This is a genomic window from Citrobacter sp. wls706 (assembly GCF_005281305.1).
GTDB lineage: Bacteria > Pseudomonadota > Gammaproteobacteria > Enterobacterales > Enterobacteriaceae > Citrobacter > Citrobacter werkmanii.
In genome coordinates this window covers 60332-81235 of record NZ_SZXG01000029.1, presented here as the reverse complement: position 1 = coordinate 81235, position 20904 = coordinate 60332, and the positions used below count along the sequence as shown (strand labels likewise).

Annotated in this window: 19 protein-coding genes and 1 pseudogene; 12 read left to right on the top strand and 8 right to left on the bottom strand. The window is 49.7% G+C overall.

Annotation, left to right across the window (positions count from 1 at the left end; translation table 11 throughout):
* Position 1 precedes the first annotated feature (1 nt).
* Complete coding sequence (locus tag FDW92_RS05290) at positions 2-1660, top strand: ATP-dependent endonuclease (protein WP_042307412.1); 1659 nt, start codon at positions 2-4, stop codon at positions 1658-1660.
* Here the strand turns inward: FDW92_RS05290 and FDW92_RS05285 are convergent.
* Positions 1657-2604, bottom strand: coding sequence for a VirK/YbjX family protein (locus FDW92_RS05285; protein ID WP_042307413.1), 948 nt, complete (start codon positions 2602-2604; stop codon positions 1657-1659). The two genes, FDW92_RS05290 and FDW92_RS05285, sit on opposite strands and share 4 nt — an antisense overlap.
* A 160-nt stretch (positions 2605-2764) precedes the next feature.
* On the opposite strand from FDW92_RS05285, the gene macA reads away from it, so the two are divergent.
* Both macA and macB read left to right on the top strand, forming a co-directional pair.
* Positions 2765-3880 (top strand): macrolide transporter subunit MacA, encoded by a 1116-nt coding sequence (macA, locus tag FDW92_RS05280; protein ID WP_042307415.1) that lies wholly within the window; start codon positions 2765-2767, stop codon positions 3878-3880.
* The gene (gene macB, locus FDW92_RS05275; RefSeq protein WP_042307417.1) at positions 3877-5823 is read left to right on the top strand and encodes a macrolide ABC transporter ATP-binding protein/permease MacB; all 1947 of its coding nucleotides are present in this window, start codon (positions 3877-3879) and stop codon (positions 5821-5823) included. The genes macA and macB overlap by 4 nt, the downstream gene beginning before the upstream one ends.
* A 74-nt stretch (positions 5824-5897) precedes the next feature.
* Here the strand turns inward: macB and cspD are convergent, their stop codons facing one another.
* Positions 5898-6122, bottom strand: coding sequence for a cold shock-like protein CspD (gene cspD, locus FDW92_RS05270; RefSeq protein ID WP_003036813.1), 225 nt, complete (start codon positions 6120-6122; stop codon positions 5898-5900).
* Between the two features lie 323 nt (positions 6123-6445).
* Between cspD and clpS the strand changes: the two genes are divergently transcribed.
* Entirely contained in the window at positions 6446-6766 is a 321-nt protein-coding gene (gene clpS, locus FDW92_RS05265; protein ID WP_042307420.1) for an ATP-dependent Clp protease adapter ClpS, read from the top strand.
* Positions 6767-6796: 30 nt separating this feature from the next.
* Positions 6797-9073: an ATP-dependent Clp protease ATP-binding subunit ClpA gene (clpA, locus tag FDW92_RS05260; RefSeq protein ID WP_042307424.1), complete on the top strand. Its 2277-nt coding sequence runs from the start codon at positions 6797-6799 to the stop codon at positions 9071-9073.
* A gap of 204 nt (positions 9074-9277) precedes the next feature.
* Here clpA and FDW92_RS05255 read toward each other — a convergent pair whose 3' ends face one another.
* Both FDW92_RS05255 and FDW92_RS05250 read right to left on the bottom strand, forming a co-directional pair.
* Positions 9278-10285: a tyrosine-type recombinase/integrase gene (locus FDW92_RS05255; protein ID WP_049002085.1), complete on the bottom strand. Its 1008-nt coding sequence runs from the start codon at positions 10283-10285 to the stop codon at positions 9278-9280.
* A 96-nt stretch (positions 10286-10381) separates the two neighbouring features.
* Positions 10382-10681, bottom strand: a complete 300-nt coding sequence (locus FDW92_RS05250) for a helix-turn-helix transcriptional regulator (protein WP_048234962.1) — start codon at positions 10679-10681, stop codon at positions 10382-10384.
* Positions 10682-10803: 122 nt separating this feature from the next.
* On the opposite strand from FDW92_RS05250, the gene FDW92_RS05245 reads away from it, so the two are divergent.
* The 6 genes and pseudogenes from FDW92_RS05245 to FDW92_RS05225 all read left to right on the top strand — a co-directional run bounded on the left by FDW92_RS05245 (position 10804) and on the right by FDW92_RS05225 (position 14546).
* The gene (locus FDW92_RS05245) at positions 10804-11079 is read left to right on the top strand and encodes a regulatory phage cox family protein (protein WP_071684349.1); all 276 of its coding nucleotides are present in this window, start codon (positions 10804-10806) and stop codon (positions 11077-11079) included.
* A gap of 13 nt (positions 11080-11092) precedes the next feature.
* Complete coding sequence (locus tag FDW92_RS23035) at positions 11093-11263, top strand: hypothetical protein (RefSeq protein WP_170976156.1); 171 nt, start codon at positions 11093-11095, stop codon at positions 11261-11263.
* Positions 11260-11760, top strand: coding sequence for a hypothetical protein (locus FDW92_RS05240; protein WP_029139596.1), 501 nt, complete (start codon positions 11260-11262; stop codon positions 11758-11760). The genes FDW92_RS23035 and FDW92_RS05240 overlap by 4 nt, the downstream gene beginning before the upstream one ends.
* A gap of 66 nt (positions 11761-11826) precedes the next feature.
* The gene (locus tag FDW92_RS05235; protein ID WP_137400579.1) at positions 11827-12036 is read left to right on the top strand and encodes a DUF2732 family protein; all 210 of its coding nucleotides are present in this window, start codon (positions 11827-11829) and stop codon (positions 12034-12036) included.
* 30 nt (positions 12037-12066) lie between these two features.
* Positions 12067-12342 (top strand): DUF5405 family protein, encoded by a 276-nt coding sequence (locus tag FDW92_RS05230; protein ID WP_119921966.1) that lies wholly within the window; start codon positions 12067-12069, stop codon positions 12340-12342.
* Positions 12332-14546, top strand: a pseudogene (locus FDW92_RS05225) (replication endonuclease). Before FDW92_RS05230 ends, FDW92_RS05225 begins: the two are co-directional and overlap by 11 nt.
* A 181-nt stretch (positions 14547-14727) precedes the next feature.
* Here the strand turns inward: FDW92_RS05225 and FDW92_RS05220 are convergent.
* From FDW92_RS05220 to FDW92_RS05205, 4 genes are all read right to left on the bottom strand, one after another.
* Positions 14728-15387 carry an HNH endonuclease gene (locus tag FDW92_RS05220; RefSeq protein WP_249357156.1) on the bottom strand — a complete coding sequence of 220 codons (660 nt, stop codon included), beginning with the start codon at positions 15385-15387 and terminating at the stop codon, positions 14728-14730.
* Positions 15384-16619, bottom strand: coding sequence for an AAA family ATPase (locus FDW92_RS05215; RefSeq protein ID WP_137400578.1), 1236 nt, complete (start codon positions 16617-16619; stop codon positions 15384-15386). Before FDW92_RS05215 ends, FDW92_RS05220 begins: the two co-directional genes overlap by 4 nt.
* 434 nt (positions 16620-17053) lie before the next feature.
* Entirely contained in the window at positions 17054-18070 is a 1017-nt protein-coding gene (locus tag FDW92_RS05210; RefSeq protein ID WP_137400577.1) for a phage portal protein, read from the bottom strand.
* A gap of 1 nt (position 18071) precedes the next feature.
* Positions 18072-19841 (bottom strand): terminase ATPase subunit family protein, encoded by a 1770-nt coding sequence (locus FDW92_RS05205; RefSeq protein WP_137400576.1) that lies wholly within the window; start codon positions 19839-19841, stop codon positions 18072-18074.
* Between the two features lie 166 nt (positions 19842-20007).
* On the opposite strand from FDW92_RS05205, the gene FDW92_RS05200 reads away from it, so the two are divergent.
* Positions 20008-20862, top strand: coding sequence for a GPO family capsid scaffolding protein (locus tag FDW92_RS05200; protein WP_137400575.1), 855 nt, complete (start codon positions 20008-20010; stop codon positions 20860-20862).
* Positions 20863-20904 lie beyond the last annotated feature (42 nt).

Here is a 20904-nt window from a genome sequence, read left to right as displayed (position 1 = left end):
TATGATTCTCGAACGCGTTGAGATTGTTGGATTTCGTGGTATTAACCGCCTGTCGTTGATGCTTGAGCAGAGTAACGTGCTGATTGGGGAGAACGCGTGGGGTAAGTCCAGTCTGCTGGATGCTCTAACCTTGCTGCTGTCGCCGGAATCTGATTTGTACCATTTTGATCGTGAGGATTTTTGGTTCCCGCCGGGGGATATACAGGGCCGGGAACATCATTTGCACATTATCCTGACGTTTCGAGAATCTCAACCAGGTCGTCATCGGGTTCGTCGGTACCGTCCTCTGGAAGCCTGCTGGACGCCGTGTAACGATAGTTATCACCGTATATTCTATCGTCTGGAGGGCGAGTGTGCGGATGACGGGACTGTCCTGACGCTACGAAGTTTTCTTGATGGCGATGGTCATCCGTTAGATCTCGACGACATTAACGACCTGGCGCGGCATCTCGTGCGTCTGATGCCTGTGTTGCGTCTGCGTGATGCACGTTTTATGCGACGCATTCGTAACGGTACGGTACCGGATTCGGCAGATGTTGAAGTGACCGCCCGCCAGCTGGATTTTCTGGCGCGTGAACTGGCTACCCGACCACAAAACCTAACCGATGGGCAGATTCGTCAGGGGCTGTCGGCTATGGTGCAGCTATTGGAGCACTATTTTTCTGAGCAGGGTTCTGGTCAGTCCCGCTATCGCCTGATGCGTCGCCGCTCCAATAACGAACAACGTAGCTGGCGCTATCTGGATATCATTAACCGCATGATTGATAAGCCCGGCGGACGAACGCATCGCGTTATTCTGTTAGGACTGTTCTCGACGCTGTTGCAGGCCAAAGGCACGTTAAGGCTGGATAAAGATGCCCGGCCTTTATTGCTGATAGAAGACCCGGAAACGCGTTTACATCCCATCATGTTGTCGGTTGCCTGGCACTTGCTGAATCTACTTCCTCTCCAGCGGGTGGCGACCACCAACTCCGGTGAGTTGCTGTCTCTCACGCCGGTGGAACATGTTGTCCGTCTGGTACGTGAATCATCCCGGGTAGCCGCCTGGCGGTTGGGACCGGGTGGGATCAGCGCGGAGGACGGTCGGCGTATCGCTTTCCATATTCGTTTCAATCGTGCATCTTCGCTGTTTGCCCGCTGCTGGCTGCTGGTGGAAGGCGAAACGGAAACCTGGGTCATTAACGAGCTGGCCCGCCAGTGCGGACACCATTTTGATGCGGAAGGCATTAAAGTCATTGAATTTGCTCAGTCCGGTCTTAAACCACTGGTTAAGTTTGCCCGCCGGATGGGAATTGAATGGCACGTGCTGGTCGATGGCGATGAAGCCGGGAAAAAGTATGCCGCCACGGTGCGCGGTTTATTGAATAACGACCGAGAGGAGGAGCGCGATCATTTAACCATGCTCCCCGCGCTGGATATGGAACACTTTATGTATCGCCAGGGGTTCGCCGATGTCTTTCATCGTGTTGCGCAGATCCCGGAAAATGTACCAATGAATATGCGCAAAATTATCTCCAAGGCGATTCATCGGTCGTCAAAACCGGATCTGGCGATCGAGGTGGCGATGGAAGCAGGGCGGCGTGGCGTAGACGCCGTCCCTACTTTGCTGCGTAAAATGTTTTCCCGCGTACTGTGGCTGGCACGCGGCAGAGCGGATTAGTGGCGAAACATTGACGACAGCTGCGCGTGGATGCTGTCCAGTAGCTGATAGCGACGGCGGTATTCTGCGCGTTTTTTACTGGCAATCTCCGCTTCGCTTTTTCGAGCCAGCGCACGCGGAATATGATAGTACCCGCGGCTGTCGCACTCGCCGCCAAGCGACGCCCAAAATGCGTTGTAGTCGGAAAGAATCACTTTGTTTTGATCGTGGTAACGCGGACTGCGAAAGATATGCTGTTCATTACTGACAGCCATTACCTTTTCGATATTCAATTGTTCTGCCAGACGACAAATGGCTTCCATAACAATGCGTTTGGGGAATATTCCGTGGCAGGATTTGGTCGCTTTTTGTGTTGCTTCGTGCGGAAGTTGTGAATTGCCCTGCATGCCGCCGATAAATAATGTACTTTTCCCATTATATTCGCAGAACGTAAATGTCATTTTAGTCAGTTCGTCACCCTCGCCATTTCGCACCAGAATGGTACTTTCACCCTCTTTATCGAGTACCGGAAACATCATCATGGTCACGGTAAATATCTCGTTATCTTTGCCTTCAATTTGCGCCAACTGTAAGCCGTCATGACTTAATAAGGCGTTAAATTCACCAGGTAAGAATGCATTGCGGATAACATGGTAATGAAAACGCACCGCATCTAATCGCATTCTACGATCGAAGTTGGCGGCAAGGTAAGGACGATGCAGACGAACGGGTAGCCGGGGTTGACGGGCGAGGACGTTTTCAAGCTCCGGCCACTGCGCCAGTTCAGTCATCCATTCCCGGGTAAGGCGAGGTATCAGTAATGAACGCCAGATAAACTTACGCCGAAAGCTCCGTTTATCCCAACACTGTGCAGGTCGTAACTGACCGCGGCTCAGGCTGTAAAAAAGACCAAGGCTGGTGATGGGTTTGGTAGAAAGAAAAACGCTTTCAGTTAGTTGACTCATAATATAAATCCGATTGATACCCTGGCATTAATTTCAGCACAGTGGATCTTAACCATTCATCAATAACTCTGTTATTCTTGCGCTTTTCAACGGCTATTTATTTAACGTTGACGTTTAACACTCCACTCTGATGGACGTATTGGGGGAAATTGGGACATTTATGAAGCTCAAGGGAAAAATCAAAAAACGCTATTTTATCTTCGCCATCATCCTTATTGTGGCGATAATTGCGCTATGGCGTACGCTTAATGCGCCTTTACCTCAGTATCAAACGTTAATTGTTCGTCCCGGCGATCTCCAGCAGAGTGTACTGGCTACCGGAAAACTGGATGCGCTGCGTAAAGTTGACGTCGGGGCGCAGGTCAGTGGGCAGTTAAAAACGCTGTCGGTCGCGATTGGCGATAAAGTAAAAAAAGATCAACTGCTTGGCGTTATCGATCCTGAACAGGCGCAAAACCAGATCAAAGAGGTTGAAGCGACGCTGATGGAATTACGCGCCCAGCGTTTACAAGCTGAAGCCGAGTGGAAGCTGGCGCGAGTGACGCTTTCCCGTCAGCAGCAGTTGGCGAAAACCCAGGCGGTTTCACAACAGGATCTCGATACCGCGGCTACCGAGATGGCGGTCAAACAGGCGCAAATTGGCACCATTGATGCACAGATTAAGCGTAATCAAGCCTCTCTTGATACAGCCAGGACCAACCTTGATTACACCCGCATTGTAGCGCCAATGGCGGGTGAGGTTACGCAAATAACCACTCTGCAAGGACAAACCGTTATTGCCGCCCAGCAGGCACCTAACATTCTGACGTTAGCAGACATGAGTACAATGCTGGTGAAAGCGCAGGTTTCCGAGGCGGATGTTATTCACCTGCATCCTGGACAAAAAGCCTGGTTCACTGTCCTCGGCGATCCGCAGACGCGCTACGAAGGTACGCTGAAAGATGTCCTGCCGACGCCGGAAAAAGTGAATGACGCGATTTTCTACTATGCCCGCTTTGAAGTGCCTAATCCGAAAGGGATCCTGCGTCTGGATATGACCGCACAGGTCCATATTCAGCTCACGGATGTCAAAAATGTCCTGACCATCCCGCTATCGGCGCTGGGCGATCCTATTGGCAATAATCGCTATAACGTCAGGCTGCTGCGTAACGGTGAAACCCGCGAGCGTGAGGTGGTGATCGGCGCGCGCAATGATACCGATGTGGAGATTGTGAAGGGGCTGGAAGAGGGAGATGAAGTCATTACTGGCGAGGGCAATCCTGGGGCAGCGAAATGACGGCATTGCTTGAGCTGAGCAATATCCGCCGTAGTTACCCGTCAGGCGAAGGGCAGGTCGAGGTGTTAAAGGACGTTTCCTTGAGCATTCAGGCCGGTGAAATGGTGGCGATTGTCGGCGCGTCTGGTTCGGGTAAATCGACGCTGATGAACATTCTCGGCTGTCTCGATAAGCCTACCAGCGGCACGTATCGGGTGGCCGGGCGCGATGTCTCCACCCTCGATAGCGATGCGTTAGCGCAACTGCGACGCGAGCATTTTGGTTTTATCTTCCAGCGTTATCATTTGCTGTCGCATTTGACCGCCGCGCAAAACGTTGAGGTGCCAGCGGTCTATGCCGGGACAGAACGTAAGCAACGTCTGGCTCGTGCGCAGGAATTACTCCAGCGGCTGGGGCTGGGCGACAGGGTTGATTATCAGCCATCCCAGCTTTCCGGTGGCCAGCAGCAGCGGGTCAGCATTGCGCGTGCGTTGATGAACGGTGGGCAGGTGATTCTTGCCGATGAACCCACCGGGGCGTTGGATAGCCATTCTGGCGAAGAGGTGATGGCGATTTTGCATCAGCTTCGCGATCGCGGACATACGGTGATTATCGTTACGCACGACCCGCAGGTGGCCGCGCAGGCCGAGCGCGTAATTGAAATTCGCGACGGAGAGATTGTACGCAATCCGCCGCCGCACAAATCTCCTGGCGGACGCGAAATCTCCGTGCCGACAGTGAAAACAGTGTCGGGCTGGAGTCAGTTTATCAGTGGTTTTCGCGAAGCGCTCACCATGGCCTGGCTGGCAATGGCTGCGAATAAGATGCGTACGCTGCTGACCATGCTAGGGATCATCATCGGTATTGCTTCGGTGGTTTCGATTGTGGTAGTGGGGGATGCGGCAAAACAATTGGTGCTGGCAGACATTCGCGCTATCGGTACCAATACCATTGATATCTATCCCGGCAAAGATTTCGGCGATGACGATCCGCAGTATCAACAGGCGCTGAAATATGACGATTTAACCGCGCTGCAGAAACAGCCCTGGGTAAGTTCGGTGACGCCTGCGGTGTCGAAGAACCTGCGGCTACGCTACGGTAATATTGACGTGGCTGCCAGTGCGAACGGCGTTAGCGGCGACTATTTCAATGTCTATGGCATGACGTTTAGCGAAGGGACCACCTTTAACGCTGAGCAGCTTGCAGGTCGGGCGCAGGTGGTGGTGCTCGACAGTAATACCCGACGTCAGTTGTTCCCCAATAAAGCGAAGGTGGTGGGCGAAGTCATTTTGGTGGGAAATATGCCTGCTACGGTGATTGGCGTTGCAGAGGAGAAACAGTCGATGTTCGGCAGTAGCAAGATCCTGCGGGTCTGGCTGCCTTACAGCACCATGTCCGGACGAATTATGGGGCAATCGTGGCTGAACTCAATCACCGTGCGGGTGAAGGACGGTTTTGATAGTGCTCAGGCTGAACAGCAGCTTACCCGCCTGTTGTCGTTACGCCATGGGAAGAAAGATTTCTTTACCTGGAATATGGACGGCGTCTTGAAAACCGCCGAAAAGACCACACGTACATTACAACTCTTCCTGACGCTGGTGGCGGTCATTTCGCTGGTGGTAGGTGGAATCGGCGTGATGAATATTATGCTGGTTTCGGTAACCGAACGAACGCGCGAGATTGGCATTCGTATGGCGGTTGGCGCGCGCGCCAGTGATGTGCTGCAACAGTTCCTCATTGAAGCGGTGCTGGTATGTCTGGTTGGCGGCGCGTTGGGTATCACGTTGTCGATGCTGATCGCCTTTACGCTACAGTTATTCCTGCCCGGCTGGGAAATTGGCTTCTCACCCGTTGCGCTGCTCACGGCATTCCTGTGCTCAACCGCTACCGGCATTTTGTTTGGCTGGTTACCGGCGCGTAATGCGGCCCGGCTCGATCCGGTAGATGCGCTGGCGCGGGAGTAATACTGTCGAGATAAAAATGCCAGCCGCAAGGGCTGGCATTTTGACTGCGGGATGTACACAATGAGACAGAAGGGTTATGCGACGGCTTCTGCTTCAATGACAGGCACGATGACACTGGCATGGTTGCCTTTTGGCCCCTGGTGGACATCAAACTGGACAGACTGTCCGGCTTTTAGCGTTCTGTAACCATCCATCTGAATGGTGGAGTAATGGGCGAAAATGTCTTCGCCGCCGCCTTCGGGGCAGATGAAACCAAACCCTTTGGCGTTGTTGAACCACTTAACAGTACCCGTTTCCATACTTCGACATCCTTCGTAGATCTTATATAAGTAAGATGGAATGAACCGGTTGCGGAGTGGGGGCTGTTCAAAACCTCGCCAACTCTCGAAACTACAATTTAGAGAAATCAGGCGGGGCGTCAAGCGTCAGACGGATGGAATAGGGTAAAAATGCATCAAAATTTGAAGCAGTTAACGCTATTGTCGGTTCTGTGACAGATGTCGCGGATGACACTAATAGATGATAGTTATCTAATACTTGAGGTAGATTGAGTGTGTGCATAGGCTGCTTGTCAGCGGCAACATTTTCTGCCGGAAACCGTAACTGAAGATGACGACTGACAATGAGTAAGACGAACGACTGGCTGGATTTCGATCTGCTGGCGGAAGACAAATTGCGCGACGCGCTAAAACCGCCATCTATGTATAAAGTGATATTAATCAATGATGATTACACTCCGATGGAGTTTGTTATTGACGTGTTACAAAAATTCTTTTCTTATGATGTAGAACGTGCAACGCAACTGATGCTTGCAGTTCACTATCAAGGTAAAGCTATTTGCGGCGTGTTTACTGCCGAAGTGGCTGAAACCAAAGTATCGATGGTGAACAAATATGCGAGGGAGAACGAGCATCCGTTGCTGTGTACGCTGGAAAAAGCCTGAATGCAGGCATAAATATTGGGGGAGGTGCCTATGCTCAATCAAGAACTGGAACTCAGTTTAAACATGGCTTTCGCCAGAGCGCGCGAGCACCGACATGAGTTTATGACCGTCGAGCACTTGTTACTGGCGTTGCTCAGTAACCCATCGGCCCGCGAAGCGCTGGAAGCGTGTTCTGTGGATCTGGTGGCGCTCCGTCAGGAACTCGAAGCCTTCATTGAACAAACCACACCCGTATTGCCTGCCAGTGAAGAAGAGCGCGACACGCAGCCAACGTTGAGTTTTCAGCGTGTACTGCAACGTGCGGTCTTCCATGTTCAGTCCTCCGGGCGCAATGAAGTTACCGGCGCAAATGTTCTGGTAGCTATCTTTAGCGAGCAGGAATCTCAGGCGGCTTATCTGCTGCGTAAGCATGAAGTGAGTCGTCTGGACGTGGTGAATTTTATTTCTCATGGCACGCGCAAAGACGAACCAAGTCAGTCTTCTGACTCCGGGAATCAGCCAAATAACGAAGAGCAAGCTGGCGGGGAGGACCGTATGGAGAACTTCACGACTAACCTTAACCAGCTTGCCCGTGTGGGCGGAATTGATCCGCTCATTGGCCGGGACAAAGAGCTGGAGCGCGCCATTCAGGTACTGTGCCGTCGCAGAAAAAACAACCCGCTGTTGGTGGGGGAATCTGGCGTCGGTAAAACCGCGATTGCCGAAGGTCTTGCCTGGCGCATTGTCCAGGGCGACGTGCCGGAAGTCATGGCGGACTGCACCCTTTACTCTCTGGATATCGGGTCGCTGCTGGCGGGCACCAAATACCGCGGCGATTTTGAAAAACGCTTTAAGGCGCTGTTGAAACAGCTGGAACAGGATACCAACAGCATCCTGTTTATTGATGAGATCCACACCATTATCGGTGCGGGTGCGGCCTCGGGCGGCCAGGTGGATGCGGCTAACTTAATCAAGCCTCTGCTCTCCAGCGGTAAAATCCGTGTAATAGGTTCCACAACCTATCAGGAATTCAGCAATATTTTTGAGAAGGACCGGGCGTTAGCGCGCCGTTTCCAGAAAATTGATATCACTGAGCCGTCGGTAGAAGAGACCGTGCAGATCATCAACGGTCTGAAACCGAAATACGAAGCGCACCATGACGTTCGCTACACCGCTAAAGCGGTACGTGCAGCGGTCGAACTGGCGGTGAAATACATCAACGATCGTCATCTGCCGGATAAAGCCATTGACGTGATCGATGAAGCGGGCGCGCGTGCGCGTCTGTTACCGGTCAGCAAACGCAAGAAAACCGTTAACGTAGCCGATATTGAGTCCGTGGTGGCCCGCATCGCGCGTATCCCGGAGAAGAGCGTGTCGCAGAGCGATCGTGATACGCTGAAAAATCTGGGTAACCGTCTGAAAATGCTGGTATTCGGACAGGATAAAGCCATTGAGGCGCTGACTGAAGCGATCAAAATGAGCCGTGCCGGTCTCGGACATGAGCATAAACCTGTCGGTTCATTCCTGTTTGCCGGACCGACTGGCGTTGGTAAGACCGAAGTCACGGTGCAGCTGTCCAAAGCGCTCGGCATTGAGCTGCTGCGTTTTGATATGTCTGAGTATATGGAACGTCACACCGTCAGTCGTCTGATTGGTGCGCCTCCGGGATACGTCGGTTATGACCAGGGCGGTTTGCTGACCGACGCGGTCATTAAACACCCGCATGCGGTCCTGCTGTTGGATGAAATCGAAAAAGCGCACCCGGATGTCTTTAACCTGCTGCTGCAGGTGATGGATAACGGTACGCTGACCGACAATAATGGCCGTAAGGCGGACTTCCGTAACGTGGTGCTGGTCATGACCACCAACGCCGGGGTACGTGAGACCGAGCGTAAATCGATTGGGCTTATTCATCAGGACAACAGTACTGATGCGATGGGCGAAATCAAAAAAGTGTTTACGCCGGAATTCCGTAACCGTCTCGACAACATTATCTGGTTCGACCATCTCTCTACCGAGGTGATTCATCAGGTTGTAGATAAGTTTATTGTCGAGTTGCAGGTACAGCTGGATCAGAAAGGCGTCTCACTGGAAGTAAGCCAGGAAGCACGTAACTGGCTGGCTGAGAAAGGCTATGACCGCGCGATGGGCGCACGTCCGATGACGCGTGTTGTTCAGGACAACCTGAAAAAACCATTAGCCAACGAACTGCTGTTCGGTTCGCTTGTGGATGGTGGTCAGGTAACCGTTGAATTGGATAAAGAGAAAAATGAGCTGACCTATGGTTTCCAGAGTGCGCAAAAGCACAAGCCAGAAGCCGCACATTAATCTTTAATCACCTCATGAGCCGGGCGTAATGCCCGGTTTTTTTTCGCCTGTATGTAGTGATTTGAATTGGGGGAACTCGGCGTGTTTAACCGGCAGGCAAAAAATAAGCCTGCGTAAGGGCGTTTTTCAGGGTAGGTAACATGGGCTTTCAGCGGTGCAATGCGGGTTTGCGCGGCACGCAAGACCACTGAAAGCCATAATAAACTACCCTACTGTGGACACAGTGTGGACACTCTGGGAGTCAACACCACCACGTAGCGGATTGAGTGAAACAGCATCCTGAAGATACTCCGGGGCAAAGTGCGCATAGACCATTGTCTGCTCTATCCGTGAATGTCCCAGTATTCTCTGCAGGGTGATGATACTCCCGCCGTTAATCATAAAGTGGGTAGCAAAACTGTGACGCAATGCGTGAGTTGCTTGCCCGTCCGGTAGATCTGGTTTTACATCTTTCATTGTTCGCCTGAACTTCGGGTATGAGGCATCAGGGAACAGATAACCCTTACCCGCAATCATTACAGCTACTTCCTCAGAGATAGGGACAGTACGCGGTTTGTTCGTCTTTGTTTTAACGAACGTCACCCGATTCTGTATTACGTTCTCAGCTTTCAGTTTCGCGGCCTCACCCCATCGAGCGCCGGTACTTAAACAGAGAATCGCGATTTTCTTGTTGTCCCCGTCAAGATTGGCAAGCAACAATGTTATTTCTTCCTGCGTCAGATAGCCTGTTTCTGGTTTCTGCTCCTTGAGCTTTTTCATCCCTCTGAAAGGGTGTTCGCCAAAAAACAACTCCGCATCAATTAGCGCAGTAAACATACCACTCAGGCAGGTAAGGTCGCGGTTAATACTGGCCGGTTTTATGCCTTGCCCTCTGCGAGTCATGCTGTACTGGCTAATAAGCGCTTTGGTTATCTGGAACGCGCAAGGGTCATCAGTGATCCGGGTAAAGATTTCAATCTTACCCAAATTGGATTTTCCGTGTTCTTCATGCTTGCCTTTCAGATCCCACCAGACTTTTGTTAATTCAGACAGATGCCGCTTATCTGTCGGTTTAGCCAGCCATTCTTTATCGTGATGGTTGTATTGAGTGTGTTTCTCAAAAGCTACAGCCTCACTTTTCTTGTCAAATTTCCTGCGGATGCGCTTTCCGTTGCGCCCTGCAGGTCTGATGTCCACTTCGTATCGACCATCATCGAGCTTTTTAATAGACATAAAGCCTCCCGATGATGTTACTGCTTACTTCAATTTCCTGATTTAAATAACAAATACTCTTCGTGCATTTACTACACAAATAAGCGCCGTAAATGGTTAGCCAGTTTTCTGGTCGGAGTGGGGAGATGTTGTTGTCTGCTGCCCAAAGTGCGCGAGAGCCGGTGCAATCTGCCCAGCTTCTGGTGATATTTGTTCAGTCATAAACCAAAGGGTGTATTTGCTGAAACGAGGATGTTGAAGAATTTTCATGGCGACGTCCGTCGGGGGGATCGTTCTGCCGCTTTCATAATAGGTTAATGAGCTATAAGGAACCCCAGTAATTTCAGAGAATTGCTTCCTGTTTAGCCTCTCTGACTCACGTATGAGAGCCAGCTTTACACTGATTGCTGTTGACATGTTATCGAGATCCTCTAATAATCACGACATCTTCTACTATGTTTCAAGTTTTTCTAAGTTTCATTAAGGCACATTAGAGAACATTGAAACCCATTGGTTAGATCTAGATGAAAGGTTAACAGATGAGTAAACAAATTGTCAGTAGCAGTGATGCCGTCCCCTATCAAGAGTTTGCCAAGCTTATTGGTAAGACCCCTGCAGCAGTAAGAGGAATGATTGAAAAAGGGAAATTACCGGTAGTTGAAATGACAGATCCGCAATCGACATCAGGTCGGGCAGGAGAATACTGGGTTTACCTACCAGCCTGGAATAATGGGATGAGACTTGCCTATGAAAGTCGCCCGAAAGAAATTCGTGAAGGTTGGCTGATGTGGCTTGGTTTGGGTGGACGGGCATAAGGAGGGAAATTTAATGAAAGAGCCTCGTTGTATCGCTCAATTACTGCGTAATGAAAGCCCGCGCCCTATGACGTTCAAGATTACTCATGGTAAGGGACGTAAAGGCATCATCATCCGCACTCGTAAGCCTGGCATTATTGAGACGCTTTTCCGTTTGGTCAGAAAAAGAGGGATATGGTTATGACCGTTATGACTCTTGATGTGATCCAGAAACAGCCAGCGGCACTTCGAGGGCTGGTTGGTAAGTACCTGGCTCAGCCACGCTGGCAAGACACCTGTGATTTTTACAATCAAATGATGGAACGCGAACGACTGACAGTTTGTTTTCATGCTCAATTAAAACAGCGTCACTCTGTCATGCGCTTAGAAGAAATGGACGAAGCCGATCGCGAGCGCCTTGTCTGTGCGCTGGATGAACTGAGATTCGCATTTTGTCGGTTTCGTCAGCATGGCTCTACTAGGGCGACTTTCATTAGCCGTCTTACTGTTAGCCAAAGGCGTTCTCTTTTTCGTCATGCCGGGCTCACAGATCAAGAATTCAGTATGCCGCACTGGCGATTGAACGAGGACGACTGCTATTGGCGGGACAAACTTTTCCGTGCCTTGCGAGAGCTGTTTAGCCTTTTTGAGTACGCGCCGACCATTTTAACCTCGGTAAAACCTGAGCAGTATTTACATTAATTAATCTGGATTCGATTTATTACACGCCTTACTGCGTGGGGACTCCTTTTGTCTGGAGATAGGCAAATGCAAAAACAAAAAACAGCTCAGCGGGATGCGCTTTCGGCACTTCTGGAGCAGGCAGTAAGTGAAGCACAGCGCGACACGGCGACCCGTTTCTCTTCTCAATTTGACGGGCTTATCGCGCACATCAGTAAGTCAGAACTTAACCGCACCGAGATTATCGAGTTGTTAGGTCAAGAATCAGAAAAATTGCACAACTCAATTTTCGGGTGAGCGGGTTATCCACTTTAGAAGGAATTAAGAATGAGTATCCGTATCGATATAAATAACCAGTACGTTATTACCAGCGACCGCTATCAGTTTATTTTGCAGGAAAAGAAAATCGCTACCTCCGGGAAAAACGAAGGTAAGGAATGGCTGGATGTTGTGGGTTACTACCCAACTATCACTAAGCTCGTTTCAGGTCTTGCTTTGCATGACCTTTTAACGGGAGATGCTACCTGTTTCTCGGCGCTTGAAACTCAGATTGAGCGCGTAGCGAAGCAATGTCTGGACGCCTTCAATTCGAATGGCCGCTGAACTTCGGGGGCGTACTGCCCCTTCGCCACCGCCTCCTTTCTCGAAGCACACCGATGATACATTCGTCGGTGCTTATCCCTGGAATGCTCCACGTTCTGCAATTGGCCGTGACAGACCCCTTACACGTGGCGAATTCCGCCAGGTGCAAGGTGTTTTAGGTAAAGTTAATCGCCTGCCATATGTCTTAAAAACGCTGTTTAACTCGCGTTATGATTTCATCCGTCGTAATAAAAGCCCCCTTCATGGTTTCTATTTCCTCAAGAACACTGTCGAGCAAAGGGTGGGGCCGCGTCTTGAGCGGGTCAATCAGTTAAACGGAATGAACGAGACGGCATCTCTACTCTTCCTGAGTGAGCGCGAAAGCTATTCGCGTTTAGCAGGTATGAGTGACAAGGCTCTCAAAAAATTTGCTGCCCGTATCGCTTCGCAGCTCTATGTTGCTTATGAGGAACTTAGCGACGCTTGGGCTGATACTCACGGCGGTAAAGAGGCTCTTTTTACTGATGAGGCTCAGGCGCATTTGTATGGTCACATTGCTGGTGCAGCTCGCGCATTCAACATTACACCGATGTTCTGGAAAAAATACTGCAAAGGGCAAATCACGATCCGCCAGGCATTTTCCGCTATATCTCGTTTGATTAATGATGAGTGGTGGATTAACCAGTTTAAGGCGCAGCGTATGCGCTGGCACGAGGCATTACTGATTGCAGCCGGTGAGGTGAATAAAGACCGTTTCCCATACGCCAGCAGAACGGCGATACGCGACGTGCATTCTCGCCGCCTGGCTAATCTCGAATACCTCAAATCGTGCGAGCTGGAAAACAAAGTTACCGGTGAGCGTATCGATCTCATCAGCAAAGTCATGGGAAGCATTTCAAACCCTGAAATCCGTCGTATGGAACTGATGAACACTATCGCAGGCATTGAACGCTATGCGGCTGGTCAGGGTGACGTCGGTATGTTTATCACTATCACCACGCCATCGAAGTATCACCCTACACGTCAGGTCGGAAAGGGCGATAAAACGACGGTGCAACTTAATCACGGATGGAATGACACCGCTTTTACGCCGAAGGATGGTCAGCGGTATTTATGCCGTATCTGGAGCCTGATGCGTACAGCCTTTAAAGATAATGATTTGCAGGTCTACGGTATGCGTGTTGTAGAGCCGCATCATGACGGAACGCCGCACTGGCACATGATGCTTTTTTGCAAACCAGAGCAACGTAAACATATTACTGAAATCATGCGACGCTATGCCTTAAAGGAAGATGGCGACGAAAAGGGTGCAGCAGCACAGCGTTTTGAAGCGAAGCACCTCAATCAAGGTGGTGCAGCCGGTTACATCGCAAAATACATTGCGAAGAATATCGACGGATATGCACTTGATGGGCAAGTCGATCACGATACCGGTAAACCTCTCACTGATACTGCAGCAGCAGTAACCGCATGGGCGTCAACGTGGCGTATCCCGCAATTTAAATCTATTGGACTGCCGACGATGGGGGCATATCGTGAGCTGCGCAAATTACCTCGTGGCGTAAGCATTGCTGACGAATTTGATGAGCGAGTCGAGGCTACAAGAGCCGCAGCTGACGAGGGTGAATTTGACCTTTATATCGCGGCGCAGGGTGGGGCGAACGTACCACGTGATAGTCAGACCGTCCGTGTGGCTCGTAACGTGACTGACGAGGTCAACGCCTACGAAGAGGATATAGAGAGAGTCGTGGGCATCTACGCTCCGCACTTGGGCTCTGAGCTGATACATGTTACCCGTACAGCCGAATGGCGCATCGTTCCAAAGCTGTTGGCCGTTGAGCCTTTGACTTTAAAAAGCGGTATTGCCGCGCCTCGGAGTCCTGTCAATAACTGTGGAAAACTCACCGGTATTGATACTCCAGTTATGACACCCGCACCATCTGAGCAAGCTGCAGCGGTGTTAAATCTGATTGATAGAGGGGTTCTTGCTTGGGATGAGCCGGACGTTGTGAAGGTGCTTAAAGGCGCTTTAAAAGTTGATACACCTCAGAAAAGCCGCACCGCTCAAACCTGCTGACCAAGCACCATCAGTTAGGATAACCAAAGCGGTAAGGCAGCAGATACTGATAATTCATTTCGATTTGCTTCTGAAAGGAATTTCCCCAGAATGGTGGGAGCTCGTTGCGTTGGTTCGTGGGGTGGCAGTTGTTTATGATGGGGAATGATATTGCTATCAGGCACCAATGAAGTGGCGCGATTTTTGAAAAAACAATTTTAACAGCATCAGTATGCTTGCTTAGACATGTCATAACACCCATTTACACTATAATTTTGCATAATTAATCTTTCCAAAAATATAATTATTAGCGAGGTGCGGTTTATGGAATGCATCTCGCTAAAAATATGTTAAAAGATACCTTCTTTAAAATGATGGAGTTGTGGGGCTTCTAATATCGACCATCTTAAGAAAGCTGAAAATTCGTATTCAACTCGGAGCATGTTTTTTATTTTTTTTGATATTTCATTTTTTTCTTCTGGTAATGTATCTTCATCATCATAAGAATAAATTAACTCTAAGAATTTTCTATATTGGCGCATTAATCTCTTTTTAAGAAACACTCTTGTAAGGTCTTTATTTCCAGTGTTTGCATCATTAAAAACCTTAGATATTAGATTGGCGGTTTCTAAAGTTTTTGGATCGTCATTCATTGGGGTGATATTGACGATTTCTGCATAAGCCGTTGTCGGAAAAGTATGTTTAACAGCTCTCAATACGTCTGTTTGTTGGTCTGTACAGTCAAGAATGTTCTCGAAGTTATTTCTCTTGATGTTGTTGCAGCGCCCGCAAGCGAAAAATAAATTATTCCAGTCATATTTTTTATCATCATCGCCTTCATGAGGCCTAAAGTGTTCAACGTTTAAGACAAGTGGGTCTTTAATTTCACAAATGTAACATTTATTATAAAAGTCATGAGATAACGCTTCTATTACATCCTTTTCTCTATAGGATGTCTTTTTTTCAAGGGAGTTAGGTGCTATTTTTGATTTTTGCACAGGAAACATCATGCACCTTCCTTATTGTTTTGAAGTAATGAAATTCCTTTTAATAAAAATACAGCTGATTCATCATCTAATTTTTCTTTATATGGGAGTAGTTTTGTGACTATCTCACCTATAGCACTAAGGTCTAAGTTTGTTTCATTTATTAATGCTGATAGCCTTCTTATGTCTTTTTCAAGAGAAATTGAAACAACAGGTACACCTAGCAACCCTTCTATTATTGTTTCATAGGAAAAAATAGAAAGATCTTCAAAGTGTTGCTTTGAACTCAGATCGTATATTATAGCATCTTCTAATGAGCCAATTACGAAGGGTGAGTGTGTAGTAACGATGAATTGAATTAATGGGTAGGTTCTTGTCAAGAATGGTAATATTTTTCGTTGAAGTGAAACGTGCAGATGAGCATCTATTTCATCGATCATTACAATACCATGCAATTCACTTGGCGAAATTTTAAATGTTTCAGTTTTCATAATTAAATCTGACAGGATGTTAAATATAGCAGAATAGCCAGATGATAATGTTTGAAAAGTATATGGTTTTTTGTTTTCTTGAATTAAATAAAATTTAAAATCATCAGGTTCAAATTTAAGAGTGAATGTATCATCCTCCATTAGGTAGGCTATGTTATTTTCTAGTTGATTGAACCAGTTGTCAATAGAGTTATAAAGGGTAATGTTGTTGTCATATGTTTTGGCAAAGGATTGGCGAGTTTTTAAATTTGCTAGGTGTTGCTCGAATTTATTTCCAAGCTGCTGATTAGATATATTTATGAAATTAGATTCATCTGCTTTTTCTAATTTGTTAGCTCCGGTTGCAGGAGATATGGTCGCTTGTCTGTTAGCCTGGAAGTTAGCTATGATTGCTTTTCCGCTGTGGAGTAAAATTGATAACTCGTTCTGATCGCTATACTCTATTTGTAAACCTCCCCATGTTCTTTCTATCTCCTTTTCGTAATATTGTATTTGTGTTTGTGCTTGATGATATTGATTAGAACCTTTAGGATGTTTTTCTCTCTCTCTTAAATAGTGTTGTAAGTTTGAGTTCAGTTGTGTCATGGACTGGACATTTTTATTAATAAGATGGGTCGATATTTTGTTGTTTATCTCATTTAGGAGTGTTGTTTTTCCACAACCATTTCCTCCTGTGATGATTAAGTTTTTCCCTTGTATATTGATTACGTTATCATCTAGGGAAAAGTCAGTATTGTTGTATATTTTTGTTAAAAATTTCGTCATTATCAATTACCGTTTTAAGATTTGTTTAAAAGGTGTAGGTTACTTTACTTGTTATGATTCATCTAGTTTCAGTTGTGATTTATGTCAAAAAAATAAAAATATCTAAACATAAAAATGTCAATAGTACGCCGCGTATTTCTGCATTGATTTGCATGTATATCATTGGAAGGTTTAAGAAGGATAGGGCTAGGTATAGTGAGCACGGTACGTGGAATGCAACTGCATTAAAACCGACCCATCAAGAGGGCAGGCGAGGCGGGGATAGCACTGCGCGCCAGAGGCGGTGACAGCATTTAATTTAATGCGTCTGTGCGCGTCGTGACGGCACTGTCATGTTGCAAGTCTGCGATGGTTTCGCGATGAGATTGGATTGCGTGTGGTGGGGCTGAGGCTGTCAGGGATGAGGCCGCCCGGAGGCGGCGATTTTTGCGGGGTTATTCTGATTCGAGACTGTAATCTTTAAAGCGGATCACCTCCATCCCGAGCCAGTCGTTAATCTCTTTAAAGCGCTCCTGCAGCGGGGTCAGTTCGTTACGCACAAATACGCGCGCCACCTTCTCAACATCCCCCATTGAGCCAATATTTTCCGGCTTGCCGCCCATGAGCTGGAACGGTACGCGGTGCGCATCAAGCAGGTCAGCGGCGCTCACCCTTTTAATATTGAAAAAGTCATCTTTCGTGGCGACCTCACTCAGCGGCACAATCTTGATGCCATCCGGTTTCCCGTTGGGTGCGTAGAAAAACAGGTTTTTAAAATTCCCGAGTCCCTTTGAATCACGCATTGCAGAACGCAGCGACTCGACATCGGTGCTGCTTTGCGCTGCGTCGGTGACGTACATGATGTAACCCGCGTGCGCGCCATTCTGGTAATACTTGCGACGAAACAGGGTGGCGGATTCATTCAGCCAGGCCGAATTGAGTGCGCTCAGGTATTCCGGCATGCCGTAAAGCTCCTGATTGATATCAGGCTCCAGCAGGTGAAATACCGAGCCGGGTGAAAACTGGTGCGGGTTGTTAAAGCTCGATATGTACCAGTAAACGCCATCCTCGACGCCACGACGGGTATATTTAGCCGGTGATGTTTCCAGTTTTAAAAGCTGGCCGGTAACACTCATGCGTTTCTCAAGATAGCCGTTGGCAAAGACCAGATAATCCAGCACGAGGCGGCTGAAATCCTGACGCGACAGGAGCGGGTGTGGGATATAGGTGCTCGTCAGAATATTTCGTTTCACGTAAATCGGCGAGCTGTGATGCACGGCGGCGCGCAGGCTTTTTGCCAGACCTGAGAAGTTGACCGGCGGCTCGTACCACTTACCGTTATTGATGCACTCGACATAATCGAGGATATCGCGGCGATCCAGAACGGCGGAGGGCTCGCCAAAGGTGAACGCCTCCATTTTTTGCGGTGTGCTGGCGGTCTTTGTGGCGGGTTTCTTCTGTTGTTTTTTCATGTCAGTTAATGTCCAGAATTGACGTTGAATGCATGCCGCTACCAGCGGAAAGCGGCTCGTTTAACAGGGCGTGCATGGTTGCCCATGCGATGTCTGCGTGGCTGGCTTCTTCACTACGGCTGGCCTCATAGGTGGAGCTGCGCCCGCTGCTGGTCATGGTTTTTCGGATAGCCATAAATGACTGTGTGATGTCGGTTGCACCGGCGTCGTATTCCAGACACCCGCGTCGGATGGTGTCTTTCGCTTTCAGCACCATCGCGGTTTTCATTTCCGGCGTGTAGCGAATGGCGCGCGCCGCCGGGAAAAACGAGCGCACGAGCTGGTAAACACCCTGGCCGATGCCGGTCGCATCGATGCCGATATACTCGACGCAGTATTTTTCGGTCAGCTCGCGGATGGCCTCGGCCTGCGTCGCAAAATCCATGCCTTTCCACTGGTGACGCTCAAGGATGCGGAACTTGCCACCGGCAACCAGTGGCGGAGCCAGTACCGCACAGCCTGCACTGTCGCCGGTATGTGACGGGTCATAGCCAATCCAGACCGGACGCCAGTTAAACGGACGGTCAGTAAACGGCTCGTAGTCCTCCCACTCTTCCATCGCATCAACCATGCAGCGCTGCAGCTCCTCGAACGGGAATACCGATGCCTTGTCGTCGACAAACTCACACATGAAGAGGTTGCGGAAATCATCAGCGCTGTTTTCCTGTTTCAGCTGATCCAGATTAAACAGCGTACATCCCCCGGCGAGCGCGTCCTCGATGGTGACAATCTGCCGCCACTGACCGTCCGGGCACAGCATTCCCCCGGCCAGCGCCTTATGACTGATATCGATGTCGACACGCTCGGCGGCGCTGCTGCGCCCCCGGTTAAACAGCTCACCTGACCAGAACGGATATGCGCCATGTGCCAGCGTCGAGGGTGTTGAAAAGTAGGTGGTGCGCAGGTGCGACTGCGACGCCATCCCCGAGGCGACTTTGCGAAGTCTCTGAAAGTTGGGGATCCAGAAGATTTCATCGACATACAGGTCGCCGTTATGACTCTGCGCCGTGTTGGAATTAGTCCCGAGAAAAATCAGCTCTGCGCCATTGTTGCCGATGACAATCGGGTCGCCTGACAGGTCGACCTCGACCATGCGCGCAAAGGCGATGATGTACTTTCGGAACACGTAAGCCTGCGTCTTACTGGCCGACAAAAATATCTGGTTTTGCCCGGTTTTCAGGGCGCGCAGCAATGACTCGCGGGCAAAGTAAAACGTGGCGCCAATCTGGCGCGATTTGAGGATGTGGCGAATACGGTGCGCAATACCGGCCTTGTGCCAGTTGAGCTGATACTCAAAGGATTGATCGAAGAAAATCTCTTCGAGCTTTTCGATAGCCTCATCGCTGAAAAAATTACGTTTTGGCTTGCGGCGATCGCCTTTGTTGCGGCTGGCAATATTGGGGTTTAAATCTGCCTCATTTCCGGTCTGGCCGTAGCGGCTGACACGCGCGAGTCGTTCCATCTGGCGTGACAGAAAATCAGCGACCTTGAAGTCATGCGGCGTCAGGTCAGGCTTTGCATAAAGCTGAATCAGGCGCGCCTCAAGCGTGGATTCCACGCGGTTAAGCGGGGCGGTTTCCTCCCACCCGTCACGCTGTTTCCAGCTCTGCACGGTCGGGCGCTTGACCTGCAGCGTGTCGGCGATTTGTGGCACGGAAAACCCCTGCCAGAACAGCAGGCGCGCCTGTCGTCGCGGGTCGTGCAAAAGGGAGAGGTCAGTCGAAATGGTCATGGTTGCCTCGTGTCAGTGAATACGGGGCAAGGCTAAGGAAATCGCCGGGTATTATCGCTAACCCTCTGTTGTGTCAGGGGGTACACGTCTGCAAGCGGTGGCTGATGCGGGGCGGAGTCGGGAAACTACACCCGAACCGAAAACCCAACATCAGGACACCTGAACAATGGCAAAGAAAGTTTCTAAATGGTTTCGCATCGGCGTCGAGGGTGACACCTGCGATGGCCGTGTCATCAACGGAGATGACATTCAGGACATGGCGGATACCTTTGACCCGCGCGTCTATGGTTGCCGTATTAACCTCGAACACATCAAAAGCCTCTGGCCTGACAGTCCGTTTAAACGCTACGGCGATGTGACCGAAGTGAAAGCGGAAACCATCAGTGATGACTCTGCGCTGAACGGCAAAAAGGCGCTGTTTGCCAGGATTGCCCCGCTTGATGAACTGGTGAGCATGGTGCGTGCCGGTCAGAAGGTTTACACCTCCATGGAAATTCGCCCGAATTTCTCAAATACCGGTAAATGCTATCTGATTGGTCTCGCTGTGACCGATGACCCGGCAAGCCTCGGCACCGAATATCTTGAATTCTGCAGCCGTGCGGTGCAGAACCCGCTCGCCGGTAAAAAAGACCAGCCGGGCGACCTCTTCTCGGTGGCTTCCCTTGCTGAGCTGGAATTCGAGGATGTTCCCGAGACCATGCTCAACAGCCTGACCGATAAGGTCAAATCGATTTTCAGCCGCAAACAGGTCAGCGATGACGCCCGTCTTGCTGATGTGCATGAGGCAGTGACCGCCGTCTCTGAGCAGGTACAGACCAACCTGACCGCCACCGAAACGCGCGTCACTGAGCTGGAAACCGCCTTTGCACAGCTAAAGCAGGACGTGACCAGCCAGACCACGCAGAGCACGCAGGCGTTTAACGCCCTGAAAAGCTCCCTCGATAACACCGAAAGCTATCGCCAGCCGCGCCGCGAGAAATCGAAAGGCGGGACGGGTGACGAGCTGCTGACCAACTGCTGACAGACCTGCCGGGTGCGCGTCGCCCGGCCTGATGCCCCTTTT